The organism is Leifsonia sp. EB34 (genome assembly GCF_041260585.1).
Classification (GTDB): domain Bacteria; phylum Actinomycetota; class Actinomycetes; order Actinomycetales; family Microbacteriaceae; genus Leifsonia.
This window is the reverse complement of the sequence record NZ_JBGCCV010000004.1, coordinates 115,031-131,605: the sequence shown is the minus strand read 5'-3', so window position 1 is coordinate 131,605 and position 16,575 is coordinate 115,031. Positions and strand designations below refer to the sequence as shown.

At 69.8% G+C, this 16,575-nt stretch carries 18 protein-coding genes; 16 read left to right on the top strand and 2 right to left on the bottom strand.

Annotated features, from left to right (window positions below; all coding sequences use genetic code 11):
- Nucleotides 1-54: 54 nt before the first annotated feature.
- The 5 genes from ABIA36_RS18650 to ABIA36_RS18630 all read left to right on the top strand — a co-directional run bounded on the left by ABIA36_RS18650 (nucleotide 55) and on the right by ABIA36_RS18630 (nucleotide 3,328).
- A complete protein-coding gene (locus tag ABIA36_RS18650) occupies nucleotides 55-1,371 on the top strand; it encodes a diguanylate cyclase domain-containing protein (RefSeq protein WP_369964068.1) in 1,317 nt (438 codons plus the stop codon).
- 77 nt (nucleotides 1,372-1,448) lie between these two features.
- Complete coding sequence (locus ABIA36_RS18645; RefSeq protein WP_369964067.1) at nucleotides 1,449-2,303, top strand: serine/threonine-protein kinase; 855 nt, start codon at nucleotides 1,449-1,451, stop codon at nucleotides 2,301-2,303.
- Between the two features lie 94 nt (nucleotides 2,304-2,397).
- Nucleotides 2,398-2,700, top strand: coding sequence for an ATP-dependent DNA ligase (locus ABIA36_RS18640; protein ID WP_369964066.1), 303 nt, complete (start codon nucleotides 2,398-2,400; stop codon nucleotides 2,698-2,700).
- A complete protein-coding gene (locus ABIA36_RS18635; protein ID WP_369964065.1) occupies nucleotides 2,700-3,056 on the top strand; it encodes an ATP-dependent DNA ligase in 357 nt (118 codons plus the stop codon). Before ABIA36_RS18640 ends, ABIA36_RS18635 begins: the two co-directional genes overlap by 1 nt.
- Nucleotides 3,053-3,328 (top strand): hypothetical protein, encoded by a 276-nt coding sequence (locus tag ABIA36_RS18630; protein WP_369964064.1) that lies wholly within the window; start codon nucleotides 3,053-3,055, stop codon nucleotides 3,326-3,328. Before ABIA36_RS18635 ends, ABIA36_RS18630 begins: the two co-directional genes overlap by 4 nt.
- Before the next feature lie 7 nt (nucleotides 3,329-3,335).
- On the opposite strand, the gene ABIA36_RS18625 is transcribed toward ABIA36_RS18630, so the two are convergent.
- Nucleotides 3,336-3,902, bottom strand: a complete 567-nt coding sequence (locus ABIA36_RS18625) for a TetR/AcrR family transcriptional regulator (protein WP_369964063.1) — start codon at nucleotides 3,900-3,902, stop codon at nucleotides 3,336-3,338.
- 114 nt (nucleotides 3,903-4,016) lie between these two features.
- Between ABIA36_RS18625 and ABIA36_RS18620 the strand changes: the two genes are divergently transcribed.
- Together ABIA36_RS18620 and ABIA36_RS18615 are read left to right on the top strand one after the other, a co-directional pair.
- Nucleotides 4,017-4,943 (top strand): SDR family oxidoreductase, encoded by a 927-nt coding sequence (locus ABIA36_RS18620; protein ID WP_369964062.1) that lies wholly within the window; start codon nucleotides 4,017-4,019, stop codon nucleotides 4,941-4,943.
- Between the two features lie 75 nt (nucleotides 4,944-5,018).
- Nucleotides 5,019-5,468, top strand: a complete 450-nt coding sequence (locus ABIA36_RS18615; RefSeq protein WP_369964061.1) for a DUF1931 family protein — start codon at nucleotides 5,019-5,021, stop codon at nucleotides 5,466-5,468.
- Between the two features lie 26 nt (nucleotides 5,469-5,494).
- Here the strand turns inward: ABIA36_RS18615 and ABIA36_RS18610 are convergent, their stop codons facing one another.
- Nucleotides 5,495-7,171 (bottom strand): PucR family transcriptional regulator, encoded by a 1,677-nt coding sequence (locus tag ABIA36_RS18610; RefSeq protein WP_369964060.1) that lies wholly within the window; start codon nucleotides 7,169-7,171, stop codon nucleotides 5,495-5,497.
- 165 nt (nucleotides 7,172-7,336) lie between these two features.
- On the opposite strand from ABIA36_RS18610, the gene ABIA36_RS18605 reads away from it, so the two are divergent.
- Genes ABIA36_RS18605 through ABIA36_RS18565 form a run of 9 tightly spaced genes read left to right on the top strand, consistent with a single transcriptional unit; the run spans nucleotide 7,337 to nucleotide 16,543 of the window.
- A complete protein-coding gene (locus ABIA36_RS18605) occupies nucleotides 7,337-7,759 on the top strand; it encodes an Hsp20/alpha crystallin family protein (protein ID WP_369964104.1) in 423 nt (140 codons plus the stop codon).
- Nucleotides 7,760-7,789: 30 nt separating this feature from the next.
- Nucleotides 7,790-9,673: a molecular chaperone DnaK gene (gene dnaK / locus ABIA36_RS18600; protein ID WP_369964059.1), complete on the top strand. Its 1,884-nt coding sequence runs from the start codon at nucleotides 7,790-7,792 to the stop codon at nucleotides 9,671-9,673.
- A gap of 14 nt (nucleotides 9,674-9,687) precedes the next feature.
- Complete coding sequence (locus ABIA36_RS18595; protein ID WP_369964058.1) at nucleotides 9,688-10,224, top strand: nucleotide exchange factor GrpE; 537 nt, start codon at nucleotides 9,688-9,690, stop codon at nucleotides 10,222-10,224.
- A gap of 4 nt (nucleotides 10,225-10,228) precedes the next feature.
- Nucleotides 10,229-11,179, top strand: coding sequence for a DnaJ C-terminal domain-containing protein (locus ABIA36_RS18590; RefSeq protein WP_369964057.1), 951 nt, complete (start codon nucleotides 10,229-10,231; stop codon nucleotides 11,177-11,179).
- Nucleotides 11,176-11,493 carry a chaperone modulator CbpM gene (locus tag ABIA36_RS18585; protein ID WP_369964056.1) on the top strand — a complete coding sequence of 106 codons (318 nt, stop codon included), beginning with the start codon at nucleotides 11,176-11,178 and terminating at the stop codon, nucleotides 11,491-11,493. Before ABIA36_RS18590 ends, ABIA36_RS18585 begins: the two co-directional genes overlap by 4 nt.
- Entirely contained in the window at nucleotides 11,484-14,135 is a 2,652-nt protein-coding gene (gene clpB, locus ABIA36_RS18580; protein ID WP_369964055.1) for an ATP-dependent chaperone ClpB, read from the top strand. The genes ABIA36_RS18585 and clpB overlap by 10 nt, the downstream gene beginning before the upstream one ends.
- Nucleotides 14,132-14,635: a thioredoxin gene (trxA, locus tag ABIA36_RS18575; RefSeq protein WP_369964054.1), complete on the top strand. Its 504-nt coding sequence runs from the start codon at nucleotides 14,132-14,134 to the stop codon at nucleotides 14,633-14,635. The genes clpB and trxA overlap by 4 nt, the downstream gene beginning before the upstream one ends.
- 28 nt (nucleotides 14,636-14,663) lie before the next feature.
- Nucleotides 14,664-14,885, top strand: a complete 222-nt coding sequence (locus ABIA36_RS18570) for a UBP-type zinc finger domain-containing protein (protein WP_369964053.1) — start codon at nucleotides 14,664-14,666, stop codon at nucleotides 14,883-14,885.
- Nucleotides 14,882-16,543 carry an FAD-dependent oxidoreductase gene (locus ABIA36_RS18565; protein WP_369964052.1) on the top strand — a complete coding sequence of 554 codons (1,662 nt, stop codon included), beginning with the start codon at nucleotides 14,882-14,884 and terminating at the stop codon, nucleotides 16,541-16,543. The genes ABIA36_RS18570 and ABIA36_RS18565 overlap by 4 nt, the downstream gene beginning before the upstream one ends.
- The last annotated feature ends 32 nt before the right edge of the window (nucleotides 16,544-16,575 follow it).

Genomic DNA, 16,575 nt, shown 5'->3' with positions numbered 1-16,575 from the left:
GTCTTCTCACCGGTCACGCATTTGAGGCGGGAGTTGCGCGATGAAGTCGCGCATATGCAGCCGTTCCCCCGAGCCCTCATCGACCGATCCCACGTCGTTGTCGACGCCAACCTGGCACTGGAGGTCTGGGCCGCCCGACCCGCGGAGCAACTCGTCGGGACGCCGCTCGCCACGGTCCTCGGTGTCGACCCCGAGGAGCTGGCCGCGGCACTGGCGACCGGCAACACCGGCGGTATCCGCCTGGCGTCCACGGCGCACGGCTACCAGGGCACGCGCAGCTCGGTGGTGATCCGCGCCGTGCGGATCTCCGGGGGCCACACGATCGTCGCCTTCGACCCGGAACTCGCCGCCGTCGGCGAGCGCACCGCAGCGCTCGGACGTCGCGAGAGCGAGCGGTTGCAGTTGCTGCTCTCCGCCTCCGTCGCGTTCGCGAAGACGCAAAGCGAGGAGGAGCTCGGTGAACTGCTGGCGGAGACCGCGCGCCGGGCGTTCAATGCGACCGCGAGCAGCGTGCACACCGGCGAACCGGGGAACTACACGCTCATCGCGGGCGAGAACCTGCTGGAGGCGGAGTGGCCGAAGGACGCGGAGGGAAGGACGACCCCGCTCGGCGGTGTGGTGACGGTCCAGTCACCCGCTGAGGCCGACGAGGTGGCGCCGGGCCTCGGATTGAGCGGTGTCTTCGAGCGGTCGGGGGTCTCGGCCGTCATCGGTGTGCCCATCATCGAGGACGGCGTCCTGTACGGCGCGTTCGCCTGCTACTTCGACCAGCCCCGAAAGTTCGACGATCAGGCCGTGCCGCTGGCCGAGGCGCTGGCCCAGCTCGCCGGGCAGGTCATGCTGCGGTTGCGCCTGGAGGCGCGGCTGCGGCGTGCGGCGATGCTCGACGAGGTGACGGGCCTGCCGAACCGGCGCCTGTTCGACGAGAACCTGCACCAGACCGAGCGCGCGCACGCCGACCAGGTCGCCGTGCTCTTCGTCGACCTCGACGGGTTCAAGGCCATCAACGACACCCTCGGGCACGCCGCGGGGGACAGGGTGCTCAAGGAGGTGGCCGAGCGCCTGAGCCGCGTCTTCCGCCAGGACGACATGATCGCCCGCTACGGCGGCGACGAGTTCATCGCCGCGCTGCACGTCGCCGACGCGTCCGTCGCGCTCGAACTGGCCGACCGGGCCCGTGCGGCCATCGCCGAAGACTTCCGCGGCATCCCCACCGAGCTGAACATCACAGCCAGCGTCGGGATCGCCATCGCGGACGGGGAGCCGGGCGAGCAGTCGATCGACCACCTCATCCGGCTTGCGGACCAGGCGATGTACGCCGCGAAACGGGGCGGCGGCGACCAGGCGGTCGTCCACGCGGTGGAGCGGTAGCGCGCACTCTCCTTACTCCGTCGTCGCCCCCAGGTCTATGGGGGGCGGCGACGGCGAGAATGCCGGAGAATGTCGAGGTGAACAAACCCGAGACCCCGGTTCCGCTCCTGCTCGGAAGGTACCGGCCGATTCGGCTGCTCGCTCGCGGCGGCACCTCGATGGTCTTCCGCGCTCGCGATGAGAACCTCGGTCGCGACGTCGCGGTCAAGCTGTTCTCCTCGGGGCGTCACGCGGACGTCGCGCGGTTCCGGGCGGAAGTGGGAGTGCTGGCCGGCCTCCGTCACCACGGCGTCGTGTCGATCCTCGACGCGGGCGTCGACGACTCGTCGCCCAAGGACCCACGTCCCTTCCTGGTGATCGAGCTCGTCGAAGGCGACACGCTCCGCGCGGTGCTGAATGCGGATCCGCTGACGACACGGCAGATCGGCGAGGTCGCGTTCGAGGTCGCCGAGACGCTCGAGTACGTGCACGCGCGCGGCGTCATCCATCGCGACGTCACACCGTCGAACATCATGATCGTCGACTACGGCACCCGCTTCTCGCGTCCGCGGGCGCGGCTGACCGACTTCGGCATCGCCATCCACGCGACGCGGCCGCAGGAGCTCGCGGAGGCGACGTTCGGAACGGCCGCCTATCTGAGCCCCGAGCAGGTGCGGAGTGAGACGCTGACCCCGGCGTCGGACATCTATTCGCTCGGTCTCGTGCTGCTGGAGTGCTTCACGAGGACCGTCGCCTTCCCTGGCACGCCGGTGGAGTCCGCGCTCTCGCGGCTCGACCGCGACCCGGAGATGCCCGACATCGTCCCCGACCGCTGGCGCGAGCTCATCCAGGCGATGACGCACTCGGACCCCTCGCAGAGGCCGTCCGCTGCGGACGTGGCGACCGCTGCGCGCGGGGTGCTGCGCGCGGACCGGGAACACGAGCCCGCGTGAGCGCGCGCATCGCCGGATCGTCGGCTCGGACAGCATATGATCGACGGGCCGGTGCGACACCCCCCGGCGCCCGTCTTCGGAAGGAGAGCACCGGTTGGGCACCCTGATCTACGGTTCCGGAGCGAAGATCGACATCGACGATCGCCTGCTCGCGCATCTTCAGCTCGTCATCACGTCGAAGCTGCGACGCAACGAACAGTTCCTCTTCGAGTGGGAGCACGACGAGGCCTACTCGCGCGGCCGGACGGCCCTCTGGATCAACCCGTCCGTCCCGGTGCACTTCCAGTACGTGGGCAGCCGGCGCCCCGCGCTCAACCGCGCGTGGACGGAAGCGCTGATGGACGCCGCCAACAGTGTCGGCGGTCTGCGCGTCGTCCCCGAGCCTCCGGCGCACTGATGGGGACGCTCTTCTACGGGGACGCGCTGTCCTCGGTCGAGTTCGACGACCGCCTGCTCGCTCACCTGCAGTTGGCGATCATCACCAAGCTGCGTCGCAACGAGAGCTTCGTGTTCTCCTGGGACATCCCGGTCGCGAGCGGAAGCGGCTCCAACTCGGTGTGGTTGTCCCCGACCGTCGGCCTCCGCTTCACCTACCCGACGCACACACGCGAGCCGATCAACCGCGCCTGGGTGGAGGCGCTCGTCCGCACGGCGAACAGCGTCTCCGGCCTCCGGGTCGTCGACGAACCCGCAGCCGGCCCCGAGGCGCAGGCGCAGGCCCAGGACAAGACCGATAGAACGGATGAACAGTGATCGTCAACAGGCTGACCGTGGACGGCAAGGACTACTTCCTGCCCGGATCCGTGACCGAGCTGCGTGAGAAGATCCGGGCGGCGATCCAGGCCGGCGGCGACTACGTGAACATCCCGCCGCTGCACTCCGGCCCCGGAATCGACATCCTGTTCTCGCCGGGCATGCCGGTGGTGTGGAGCCAGATCGACGTCGGAGGCGACCCGGGCGCGGAGACCGACGGCGCGGAGGCGTCGCAGTCGGCCATCGACGACGACACGTTCGACGGGCTGTAAACAGCGGTCAGAGGGACGCGGCCCGCTCCCGGAGGTCGTCGAGCACGGTCAGCGCGTGGGGCGCGAACGGCTCGTCGTCCTGTGCCAGCCACCAGCCGAAGCTGATCCGGAAGGCGAGCAGCAGCAGCTCGGCGGCGAGTCGTGACTCGAGCTCGTCGGAGCCCCGGTCGTGGAGCGCGTCGGCGATCGCCGATGCGACATGCGCCAGCTTGAGTGCGCCGCGTTCTTGGAGGGCAGGGCTCTGGGCCACCACCCGGATGCGCCGCAGCGCGGTCGCCTTCCGTTGCGGGGTCATGATCGGCTCGGCGGCACTCAGCGCACGGCGGAGGCACTCGTAGACGCCGGTCGCGTCGTCCTCGGTGCGGATGGTGTCGGCGAAGACCTCCACGAGCACAGTCTCGCCGGCGAGGAGGATCTCGCGCTTGTCCGCGTAGTGCCGGAAGAAGGTCGCACGGTTGAGTCCGGCCCGTTCGGCGATCTGCGTCACGGTCGTCGCGTCGTAGCCGTGCTCCTCGAACAGGTCGAACGCCGCCGCTTCGAGTCGTTCGCGCGCGTCGGCGGCCCACCTAGCCATGTCACGGATTCTAACTGATGCGACGCCGTCGCATGGGGTGTAGCATCTGATGCGACGCAGTTGCATCACTGTCCAGCTGCATCACTGTTCAGTTGCACCACCGTGAGGAGCATCATGCGAATCTTCGTCACCGGAACGTCCGGCTGGATCGGCTCGGCCGTCGTCCCAGAACTCATCTCCCACGGCCACCAGGTGCTCGCCCTCGCGCGCTCCGACGCGTCCGCGGCGGCGGTCCTGCGTGCGGGAGCCGCTGTCCTGCGGGGTGACCTCGAGGACGTCGGACTGCTCCGGAAGGCCGCGGAGGAGACCGATGCGGTCATCCACCTGGCCTACCGGCACGACCTCGGCCAGATCGGCGGCGCCGACGCCGACGCCGGAGCGATCCGGGCCTTTCTCGATGCCGCGGCGGGGACGGACAAGCGCGTGATCGTCACCGGGGCGACGATCACGACGCCCGGCCGCGCCGCGACGGAAGAAGACCCCCTGACGCCCGTCGGCCCGATCGCCGCTCGCATCGAGAACCTCCGGAATGCTCTCGCCGCAGCGCAGGACGGAGCGAACGTCAGTCTGGTGATGATCCCCCGCACTGTGCACGGCGAGGGTGAGCGGCACGGGTTCGTCCCGCAGCTCATCGCCCGCGCACGCCAGAACGGCTTCTCCGGATACGTCGGAGACGGGAGCAACCGCTGGCCAGCGGTCCACGTGTCCGACGCCGCGGTCCTCTACCGGCTCGCCGTCGAATCCGCGCCGGCAGGCTCCGTGCTGCATGCGGTCGGGGAGGAGGGCGTGCGGGTCCGCGACATCGCCGAGGCCATCGGGCGCCACCTCGGCCTCCCCGCCGAGTCGCGCCCCCAGCCGGAGTTCGGCATGCCGCTCGGAGCGCTCCTCGGCACCGACATGCCCGCCTCGAGCGCCCTGACTCGGAACCTCCTCGGGTGGGAGCCCACACACGTCACGCTCCTCGAAGACATCGACCTCGGACACTACTTCGCGTCGGAATCGGATGAGGGTATCCCGCGCGACGCAGCCCGAGTAGATTGACAGCGTTGTGCCTCCCGAGGGTGACGGTTCGTGCCTTCCCGAGGGTAAATCGAGCACATCAGGAGCACCGACATCATGGAACTTTTCGGTATAGCCAAGTTCGAACGCTTTTTCCGTCTGGCCGCCAGTCTCGACGTCGACAAGGACGATCTGCGGCGCTTCGACGACTTCGTCAACGACAAGATCTACGACCTGCTTCTGCGGGGCGTGGCGAATGCGAAAGCCAACGGCCGCGACGTCATCGAGCCGCAGGACCTGCCGATCACGAAAGGTTTGCAGGAGTCCATCCAGGCGTACGAAGCGATCGATGAGGACGTGTCCTTGGACGCGATCCTCGAACAGCTCACCAGGCGGCCCCCGCTCGACGCCGTCTACAGCGACGAGACCGAGGAGAGGCTTCCGCGGATCGCCGGCGGCCTCGGCGTGGCGCTGGCCCGGACGTTCCGGATCCTCGACGAGAAAGTGAAGAACCCGTCGACGGAGCACTGGGACAAGGTCACGCGCGTCTTCGACCAGCTCCTCTGAGTTCTCGCTGTGCCGCGGGCTGGGTCTCAGCGGAAGTTGTCCTGCAGAGCCGCCCGTGCCCGGATGGCGATGTGCAGATTGAGCTGGGCTTCGGGGTCGCCGATGTCCCGGCCGGTCACTTCGCGGATCCGGTTGAGGCGATAGCGCAACGTGCTCCGGTGGATGATGAGGGCTGCGGACGTCCGGTCGTAGTTCCCGCCGGAGTCGAGGTACACGGCCAGGGTGCGGACGAGTTCGGAGCGGTGCCGGCGGTCGTGCTCGATGAGCACGCCGAGCCATTCGTCGACGTAGCGCTCGAGCCGCACCGCGTCATCGGAGGTGTCGAGGATGCGGAGCAGCCCGAGGTCGTCGTGATTCGACAGCCCGAGCGGCTGACGGGACTCGGTCCGGATGCGCACGGCCTGTGCCGCCTCGGCGAAGGAGCGGGGGAGGTCCTCCGCAGCGCACCGTCCCCCGATGCCGATCGTGCCTCGCACGCTGGTCAGGGCGGCGGACACCCGCTCGTACAGGCTCGACAGGTCATGGCCGTCCGCGACCACCGCGAGCGTCGCCTCCGGCCGCCGTGAGACCAGGGCGGGAACGTGCATGTCCGCGAGCTCGTAGCGGACGGCGGCACTGACGTCGACGCGGTTCGGCGTCGGCGACTCCCACACGACGAGCACCGCGCGCTGGAAGCCGCCGAGGTCGAAGTGCAGCGCTTCGGCTCGCGCGAGAGCGTCGACCTGGGCGCCTGCGACGAGGTCGTCCGCCAGGTCGCGACCGAGCCGGAGTTCGACTTCCGCGACATTCCGGCGATGGGCGAGCTCGACGGCGATCGTCGCGCTCGCGTACTCGACGGCGAAGCGGTCGTCGTCGCTCCGGCTGTCCTCCGGATCGTAGATGCCGATGACGCCGAGCGTCTCCCCGCGCGAGCGGATCGGTGTCGACCGCCAACCCGCGTTCGAGTGGCCGCCCGCTGACAGGTCTCCGGCGGACAGGATGATCCCGGAGGGCGGTGAGGGGTCGGTGACGCTGACGAGCGCGAGCTCATTGCCGAAGGAGTCCTGCAGCACGACCGATCGCTGGGTGATGTCGCTCACGGTCGCGACGATCTGCGCCTCGCCCTTTCCGGACCCGGCCGCGACCACGATCGAGTCGCGGATCTGCTGCTGGGCGTTCAGCCGCACGATCGTGGCGGCCATCGTGCGATTGGAGGCCTCCTGCGCCTTGCCGAGCCGGCGCAACTCGCGGGCCTGACGCCGCTCGCGGTCGATGAGCTCCGCCGCGGCCAGCGCGGCTCCGGTCGGCTCCGTCAGGGCGAGGAGGAGGAACATCTCGGCGCTGGACGGCTCCGCCGCCGCCTGGAGCACGAAGGCTCCCTTCACCTTCCCGGTCCCGCGGAAGACGAGCGCATAGCGCCACGCCCCATCGTCCGCGGGGGCGAGCACACCGCTGATTCCCGCGCGTTCGTCCACGAGCAGGTCGAGTCGGGCGTCGGCGTCGCCCGAATACCGGACCAGACGCCCGTGCGAGGACACATACACGGCGGCGACGGCGCACCCGGCGATCCTCTCGGCGGAGGCCGCCGCGAGGCGCAGCGTCTCGCGAGTCGACGGATGCTCGAACATCCGGGAACCCATTCTGAAGATGTCGTACAGCCCGGCCTGGGCCTCGGGGTCGGGGCCGGGGTGCGCGACAGGGTCCGGATCGTTGGATACGCCCATTGTGTGAACTCCCACGCCAACGCTAAGCCTCCTCGGTTCGACCTGACAGTGCAACGTCGGGGGTTTCTTTCGCCCTCGCGGGTCGAAGAGAACGCGTACCCGGCGGCGCACACTCGACACCGGGTGCGGCGTGATCGAAGCGCGGAGGAGGGTCTCGTGACTCTGATGGGATTCGACGCGTTCCGTGACGCCGATCGCGTCGTCGAGCAGGCGCTCGGCGCGAACCGGCGAACCTACGCGGTGCCGCTGGAGGCGTACCGGCGAGGGGATCAGTACGTCGTCATAGCGGATGCGCCCGGCGCGGACATCGGCGACATCGATGTGCGGGTCGAACGCAACGTCGTCACCATCACGGTGCAGCGGCGCCCGAAGTTCGCGCCGGACGACATCGTCCTCATCGACGAGCGTCCGCGCGGCGAGTTCGTCCGCCAGCTCTTCCTCAGCGACGGCCTCGACAGCGCGAAGCTCATGGCGCACTTCGGCAACGGTGTGCTGACCGTGCTCGTTCCGGTCGACGAATCGAGCAGACCTCGCCAGGTGGACATCTCCCCGTCGCCTGGCACCAGCGAGACGCCCTCGGGTGACTGACCCGGCGGCAGTGCGAAGAAGGAGCGTTCCATGGCCAAAGCAGTGGGCATCGACCTCGGCACCACGAACTCGGTGATCGCGGTATGGGAGGGAGGCGAGGCGAAGGTCATCCCGAACGCGGAGGGCGCTCGCACGACGCCCTCGGTCGTCGCCTTCACCGACACCGGTGAGCGACTCGTCGGGCAGCTCGCCCGACGGCAGGCGATCTTGAACCCGAAGGGGACCATCTCGTCGGCCAAGCGCTTTATCGGGCGCTCCTTCGAGGAGATCGACGAGGAGGCCAAAGCCGTCGGATTCGATATCGTGGCGGGTCCGAACGGCGAAGCCAGGTTCACCATCCGGGGCAAGCTGTACGCCCCGGAGGAGATCAGCGCGCTCGTGCTGCGCAAGCTGGCCGACGATGCCGGCAAGTTCCTCGGCGAGAAGGTCACCGAGGCGGTCATCACCGTCCCGGCGTACTTCAACGACGCGCAGCGCACGGCGACGAAGGACGCCGGGCGCATCGCCGGCCTCGAGGTGCTCCGCATCATCAACGAACCGACCGCGGCCGCACTCGCGTACGGGCTGGATAAAAAGGAGCACGAGACCGTGCTCGTCTTCGACCTCGGCGGCGGCACCTTCGACGTGAGCCTGCTCGATGTCGGCGACGGCGTCGTGGAGGTGCGCTCGACCGCGGGTGACACGCACCTCGGCGGCGACGACTTCGATCGACGGATCGTGGACTACCTCGCGGACGAGTTCCAGAAGGAGAACGGCATCGACCTCCGCAACGACCCCCAGGCCCTGCAGCGGCTGTTCGAGGCGGCCGAGAAGGCGAAGGTCGAACTCAGCACGGTGAGCCAGACGCAGGTGAGCCTGCCGTTCATCACCGCGGACGCCGCCGGTCCGAAGCACCTGACGACGACGCTCAAGCGCGCCACCTTCGACAACATCACCGCCGACCTGGTCGAGCGCTGCCTCGGCCCGGTGCGTCAGGCGATGGAGGACGCCAAGGTCACAGAGAACGACATCGACGAGGTGATCCTGGTGGGCGGTTCGACGAGGATCCCCGCCGTGCAGAACCTCGTCAAGCGGCTCACCGGCGGCAAAGACCCGAACATGACCGTGAACCCGGACGAAGTGGTCGCCATCGGTGCGGCCATCCAGGCGGGAGTGCTGAAGGGCGAGGTCAGCGACGTGCTCCTGCTCGACGTGACGCCGCTCTCGCTCGGGGTGGAGACGCGCGGCGGGGTGATGACGACGATCATCGAACGCAACACCACCATCCCGGCGCGCCGGAGCGAAGTGTTCTCCACCGCTCAGGACAACCAGGACTCGGTCGAGATCGTCGTGCTGCAGGGCGAACGCGAGCGCGCCGCGGACAACCGCGTGCTCGGTCGGTTCACGCTGACCGGCATCCGGCCCGCACCGCGCGGCGAACCCCAGGTCGAAGTGACGTTCGACATCGACGCCAACGGCATCCTCAATGTCACTGCCCGAGACAAGGACACCGGGGCGGAGCAGGGCATCACCATCAGCGGCACCACCACGCTCGACCAGGCAGAGATCGAACGGATGGTGCGCGAGGCCGAGCAGCATCGCGCCGAAGATCAGCAATTGCGCGAAGACATCGACGCCCGCAACGAGTTGGACTCGGCCGCCTACCGGGTCGAGCGGGCGCTCGCGGAGCGCGGCGAGTCCGTGCCGGCGCACGAGCGGTCGCGCGCCGAGATGCTGATCGGGCAGGCGCGGGACGCCGTCGGGCGCGAGGTGCCCGCGGCCGAGGCGCGCGAGCTGACGAGCGAGTTGCAGCAGGTGGACGCCGCCCTGTCCGTCGCCCGCGGTGCCCAGGGCGCGTCCTCCCCGGACAGCGCGGCCGAGGCCGACGACACCGAAGACGACGACGTCGTCGACGCCGACTTCGACCGGAACTGAAGGGTCCTGCCGACATGGAGACCTCGGACGCGCGCAGCGCGGAAGGCGAGGAGGAGTTCGCGTCCGCCGACCGGGCCGACGCGACGGACGAGCCGGCCGCACAGCCTCCGGACGACCGGGATGCCCGGCTCGCGGAGCTCGACGATCGCTGGCGCCGTGCGGCCGCGGATCTGGACAACACCCGCAAGCGGGCCGCCCGCGAACTCGCCGTGGCCCGCGACGCCGAGCGCGCCCGCGCCGCAGCCGTCTTCCTCCCCGTCGTGGACGGGCTCGCGGATGCGGTCACCTACGCCAAGCAGGTGGACGACCCGCTGGCCGAAGGCATCGAGTCGATCCGCGAACAAGCGGTCTCCGCGCTCGAGCGCCTCGGCTACCCGCGCATCGATGCCGCGGGCGTGCCGTTCGACCCGCGCATCCACGAGGTCGTGTCGGTCATCGACAGCGACGAGCTCGCGCCGCGGACGGTGGTGGCGGTCACCCGGCTCGGGTTCGGCACTCCCGAGCGACTGCTGCGGCCCGCCGGCGTGGTCGTCACAGCGACGCGGGAGTGACGCCGTGGCGGACGACTACTACCAGCTCCTGGGCGTCTCGCGGTCGGCCGACGCCAAGGAGATCCAGCGCGCCTACCGCAAGCTGGCGCGGAAGTATCACCCGGACGTGAACAAGCAGCCGGGCGCCGAGGACACGTTCAAGCAGATCAGCGAGGCGTACCACGTGCTGAACGACCCCGAGTCGCGCGCCCAGTACGACCGCTTCGGACCGGACTTCCGCCGCTACGCGGGCGCCGAGCGCGAGTACGCCTCACCGGGGGCCGCCGCCGGTGCCGGTGCCGGCCGTGCTGGAGGCCGGACCAGGGCCCGCCCCGGGGCGTCCGGGTTCAGCTGGTCGAGCGCGCAGGCCGGAGCCGGTCCGGGCGGCGCTTCGGTCGACTGGGACGATCTCTTCGGCGACGTCTTCGGCTCGATGAGGGGAATGGACTCCGAGGCCGAACTCGTCCTGACCGTCGAGGAGGCCTTCCGCGGCGGCCCGAGGACGGTCGTCCTGTCCGGACCGGACGGCGACCGTCAGACGTTCGAGGTCCAGATCCCTCCCGGCGCCCTCGACGGCCAGCGCATCCGGGTCTCCGGCGGTGGCCGGCCCGGGAGGCAGGACGGCGCGGCCGGGGACCTGGTCATCACCTTCCGGGTGAAGCCGGACCGCCGCCTCCGCCTCGACGGCAACAACATCGAGATGGACCTGCCCATCACCCCGTGGGAGGCCGCTCTCGGGGCGAACGTCTCCACCCGTGCTCCGGGCGGTCCCATCACCGTACGCGTGCCGCCCGGCTCGTCGAGCGGGCGACGCCTGCGGCTGAAGGGCGAAGGGATGCCGCAGCCCGGAGGTAAGCCGGGCGACCTGTTCGCCCGGATCAAGATCATGGTGCCGCCACACCCCACCGACCGTGAACGCGAGCTCTTCGAGCAGTTGAAGCGCGAATCCTCCTTCGATCCGAGGTCGTCATCATGAGTTCCCCCTTCCTCCCGGTGATCCCGCCCCGTCTGGACCTCGGGATGGTCGCGGTCGCGGCCGGCGTCCATCCGGAGCTGGTCCGGCGGTTCTTCGAGCTCGGGCTGGTCCCCGCCCGGGTGGACGGGTCGGGTCGGTTGTGGTTCGCCCCGGACGCGCCGGAACAGGTACGGCGCGTCGTGCGGCTGCACGCCGACCTGTCGCTCAACTACGCGGCCGTCGCCCTCGTTCTCGACCTGCTCGCCCGGATCGACCTGCTCGAGGGCCGGCGGTCGGTGATCCGCTCCGGAAAGGAGACTCCGCCATGGAGATGAACAAGCTGACCCAGAAGTCCCAGGAAGCCCTGCAGGAGGCGCAGAGCATCGCGAGCCGCAACGGGCAGACGGAGACGGAGAACGAGCACCTGCTGCTCGCGCTGCTCACGCAGGAGGGCGGCCTGATCCCTCGGCTGCTCGAAGCCGCCGGCGTCGACCTGACCGTCCTGCTGAACGAGGTGCAGCACGCCATCGAGCGCAAGCCGAGGACGACCGGCCCCGGTGCGACGCCCGGCCAGGTGTTCCTCTCCAAGACCCTCGCGGCGACCCTCGACCGGGCCGAGCGGGAGGCGAACCGACTGAAGGACTCCTACGTCTCGGTCGAGCACCTGCTGCTCGCGCTCGCCGACGATCCCAGCGGCAGTGCGGCCTCGCGCCTGCTGCAGAGCAACGGCGTGACCCGGGAGAGCTTCCTCAACGCGCTGACCGCCGTCCGCGGCAACCAGCACGTGAACTCCGCGACGCCCGAGCAGACCTACGAGGCGCTGGAGAAATACGGCCGCGACCTGGTGGCCGACGCGCGCGCCGGCCGGCTCGACCCGGTGATCGGGCGCGACACCGAGATCCGCCGCGTCATCCAGATCCTGTCGCGCAAGACGAAGAACAACCCGGTCCTGATCGGTGAGCCGGGCGTCGGCAAGACGGCGATCGTGGAGGGGCTCGCCCAGCGGATCGTCAACACCGACGTCCCCGAAGGGCTCCGCGACAAGACGGTCTTCCAGCTCGATCTCGCAGCCCTTGTCGCCGGGGCCAAGTACCGCGGCGAGTTCGAGGAGCGGATGAAGGCCGTCCTCGCCGAGGTCGTGGCCGCGGAAGGGCGCATCCTGCTGTTCATCGACGAACTGCACACCCTCGTCGGAGCGGGAGCCACCGAGGGAGCGATGGACGCGGGGAACATGCTGAAGCCCATGCTTGCCCGCGGCGAGCTCCACCTCATCGGCGCGACGACGCTGGACGAGTACCGGCAGCACATCGAGAAGGACGCCGCCCTCGAACGGCGCTTCCAGACCGTGATGGTGGACGAGCCGAGCGTCGAGGACGCCATCTCGATCCTCCGCGGGCTGCGCGAACGCCTGGAGGTCTTCCACGGGGTGCGCATCCAGGACAATGCGCTCGTGGCCGCCGCGACCCTCTCGCACCGCTACATCACCGACCGGTTCCTGCCCGACAAGGCCATCGACCTCGTCGATGAGGCCTGCGCGCGGCTGCGCACGGAGATCGACTCGATGCCGGCCGACCTCGACGAGCTCACCCGGCGCGTGACCCGACTGGAGATCGAGGAGGCGGCCCTGTCGAAGGAGAAGGACAAGCCGAGCCGGATCCGGCTGGAGGAGTTGCGGCGCGAACTCGCCGACCTGCAGGCGGAGGCGAACGCGAAACGAGCGCAATGGGAGGCCGAACGTCAAGCGATCCGCAAGGTGCAGGAGCTCCGCAGCGAGCTCGAGAGGGTGCGCCGCGACGCCGAAGACGCCGAGCGCAGGTACGACCTCAACCGGGCGGCCGAACTGCGCTACGGCAAGCTCGCCGAACTCGAGCGGCAGCTCGCGGCCGAAGAGCAGAGGCTGCAGTCGAAACAGGGCACGCAGCGGCTGCTGCGCGAGGTGGTGACCGACGAGGAGATCGCCGAGATCGTCGCGGCCTGGACGGGCATCCCCGTGGCGCGACTCCAGGAGGGGGAGCGCTCGAAGGTGCTGAAGCTCGACGAGGTCCTGCACGAGCGTGTGGTCGGCCAGGAGGAGGCCGTGACCCTGGTCACCGAGGCGATCATCCGTGCCCGGTCGGGCATCCGCGACCCGCGGCGGCCGATCGGGTCGTTCATCTTCCTCGGCCCCACCGGCGTCGGCAAGACCGAGCTCGCGAAAGCCCTGGCCGGTGCCCTGTTCGACAGCGAGTCCGCGATGATCCGGCTCGACATGAGCGAGTACCAGGAGCGGCACACGGTGAGCCGGCTGGTCGGAGCCCCGCCGGGATACGTCGGGTACGACGAGGGCGGTCAGCTCACCGAGGCCGTGCGACGCCGACCGTACAGCGTCGTGCTCTTCGATGAGATCGAGAAGGCGCATCCGGACGTGTTCAACACGCTGCTGCAGGTGCTGGACGACGGGCGCATCACCGACAGCCAGGGCCGCACGGTCGACTTCCGCAACACCATCGTGATCATGACCTCCAACATCGGCGCCGAGCACTTGCTGACCGGGTCCCGGGACAGCAGCGGAGCGATCCCCCAGGACGTCAAGGATCTGGTGCTGGCGGAGCTGCGCGGCCGGTTCCGGCCCGAGTTCCTCAACCGGGTCGACGACATCATCGTCTTCGCCCCGCTCGGGCTGGAGCAGATCGAGTCCATCGTCGACCTGCTGATGGGCGACCTGGAGCGCCGGCTCGCGGAACGCCAGATCACGCTCGAAGTGACCCCGGAGGCGCGGCGCCTCATCGCGGAGCGCGGCTACGATCCGCTGTACGGCGCGAGACCGCTGCGCCGATACATTTCGCACGACATCGAGACCCGGTTGGGGAGGGCGCTCCTCTCGGGGGCGGTGGTAGACGGCTCGACGGTCCGGATCGATGTGCGCGACGGCGACATCGTCGTCGACGCGGTGCAGGCGCCGGCGGCCGCGGACGCCGACGCCGAGGTCGCGGTATGACGACTCCCACCGCCACCACGATCATCCGCTGCCCGAACTGCGGCCGGAAGAACCGCGTCCCTGTCGCCGCGAGCGGGCGCCCCCGCTGCGCGAACTGTCACAAGCCCCTCCCGTGGATCGTCGACGCACTCGATGACACCTTCGAGGAGATCGCGGTGAAGTCGGACCCGCCGGTGATCGTCGACATGTGGGCCACCTGGTGCGGCCCCTGCCGGATGGTCAGCCCGGTGCTGGCGGAACTGGCCAGAGAGCGGGCGGGCGAGGTGAAACTGGTCAAGGTGGATGTCGACAGGGCGCCCCGGCTGTCGTCCCGTTTCACCGTTCAGGCCGTGCCGACCCTGCTCATCATGGACCACGGCGAGGTCATCGCGCGCCAGGCCGGGGCGGCGCCCGTCGCGGTCCTCCGCCGCTGGTTCGACGACGCGATGCTGCGGCGCACTCAGGAGAAGAAGATGAAGAGAGAAGACGAGGCTGCGGGGGCGGATCGTGGCCGTCCTTAGCGATCCGCACCTCGTGTACGTGCGCCCCGTGACCCCGCGCACCCCGGGTGCGTGCGAGGACTGCCTGGCGCTCGGCACGCCCTGGGTGCACCTGCGGTTGTGCCTGACCTGCGGCAAGGTCGGCTGTTGCGACTCCTCGCCGATGAAACACGCGCGAGCGCATGCGTTGCACGACCTGCACCCCATCGTCCGTTCGATCGAGCCGGGCGAGGACTGGATGTGGTGCTACGTCGATGAGAACTTCGCGTGAGCGTCGCGGGCGCGGAGACGCCGGACGCTGAGACGCCAGAAGCCGAGACACCCGACGCGTTCGGGGCGTACCCGCGGCTCTCACCGCCGCAGTTGCAGGTGCTCCGCGAGCACGGCAGCACCGAAGCCGTCGCCGCAGGGCAGGTTCTCGCTCGGGCGGGCGAGCCGCTCGACTCCTTCTTCGCGGTCGTCGAGGGCCGGCTCGCCGTCGATGACGGCGAGGGCCATCAGCTCCACGGGCCCGGCCGTTTCGTCGGCGACATCGGGCTGCTCGAGGGGCAGCCCTCGTTCGCCACGATCACTGTGGTCGAAAGCAGCACCGTGCTCGCCGTGCCCCTGCCCGCCCTGGAGCGGATCATCACCAGCGACCCGCTCCTCGGCGATCTGATCCTGCGCGCGTACCTCATCCGGCGCTCGATGGCGATCGGGCTGGGAGAGGGGCTTCGCATCGTCGGATCCCGATTCTCCCCGGACACCCGCCGCTTACTCGATCTGGCAGCGCGCAACCGCGTCCCGCACCGGCTGCTTGACCTGGAGGGCGATCCATCGGCGGAGGCCATAGTGCGGCGGATGCGCCTCGCGACGAGCGACCTCCCCGTCGTGATCGTCGGCGGCTCGCGCATCCTACGGAATCCGTCCATCGAAGAGCTCTCGAGTGCGCTCGGTCTCGCCCGGACCCGCCCGCGTGCCACGTGCGACCTCCTGGTCGTGGGCGCCGGGCCGGCGGGCCTTGCCGCGGCGGTGTACGCCGCTTCGGACGGCCTGTCGGTGGTCCTCTCCGACGCCGTCGCCACGGGCGGCCAGGCCGCGCGATCGGCCCGGATCGAGAACTATCTCGGCTTCCCCGCCGGGATCTCGGGCGCAGAACTCGCCGAGCGTGCCGGCCTCCAGGCTGCCAAGTTCGGCGCCACCCTCTTCGCGCCGGCCGCCGCCCAGGAACTCGGCTCCGTCGATGGCGCGCTCACGGTGCGCTTCTCCGACGGGACGACGGTGTCCCCTCGGGCCGTCGTCGTGGCGTCCGGGATGGAGTACCGCCGGCTGCCGGCGAAGAACCTCGAACGCTTCGAGTACACGAGCGTCTTCTACGCGGCGACGATCAACGAGGCGCGCGAGTGCGGAATCGATCCGGTCGTGGTCGTCGGCGGCGGCAACTCGGCGGGACAGGCGGCCGTCTTCCTCGCCGGAACCGCCTCCCGCGTCCACCTCGTCGTCCGCGGGGCCGAGCTCGGCGCAGACATGTCGCGGTACCTGGTCGTCCAGGTGGAGGACCACCCGCGCATCAGCGTGCATCTGCAGTCCGAAGTCGTGGAGGCCGGCGGGGGAGACCGGCTCGAATCCGTCACCGTCGCGCACCGGACCTCCGGCGAACGCGAGGAGCTCGACACGGCCCACCTCTTCGTCTTCATCGGGGCGCGGCCCGCGACCGCCTGGCTCGGCTCCGATATCGACCGCGACGAACGCGGGTATCTCACGACGGGCCCACGGTCGAGCGCCGTCGAGTCGCGATCGCAGCCCTTCGAGACCTCGCTCCCGGGCGTCTTCGCCGTGGGCGACGTGCGCAGCGGTTCGGTCAAGCGGATGTCCGCGGCGGTCGGCGAGGGGGCGAGCGTCGTGAAGATGGTGCACGACTACCTCGCCACAGGAGGCTGCAGATTCTGACCCGGAACATCGGAGCCAGAGACCCTTGCGTT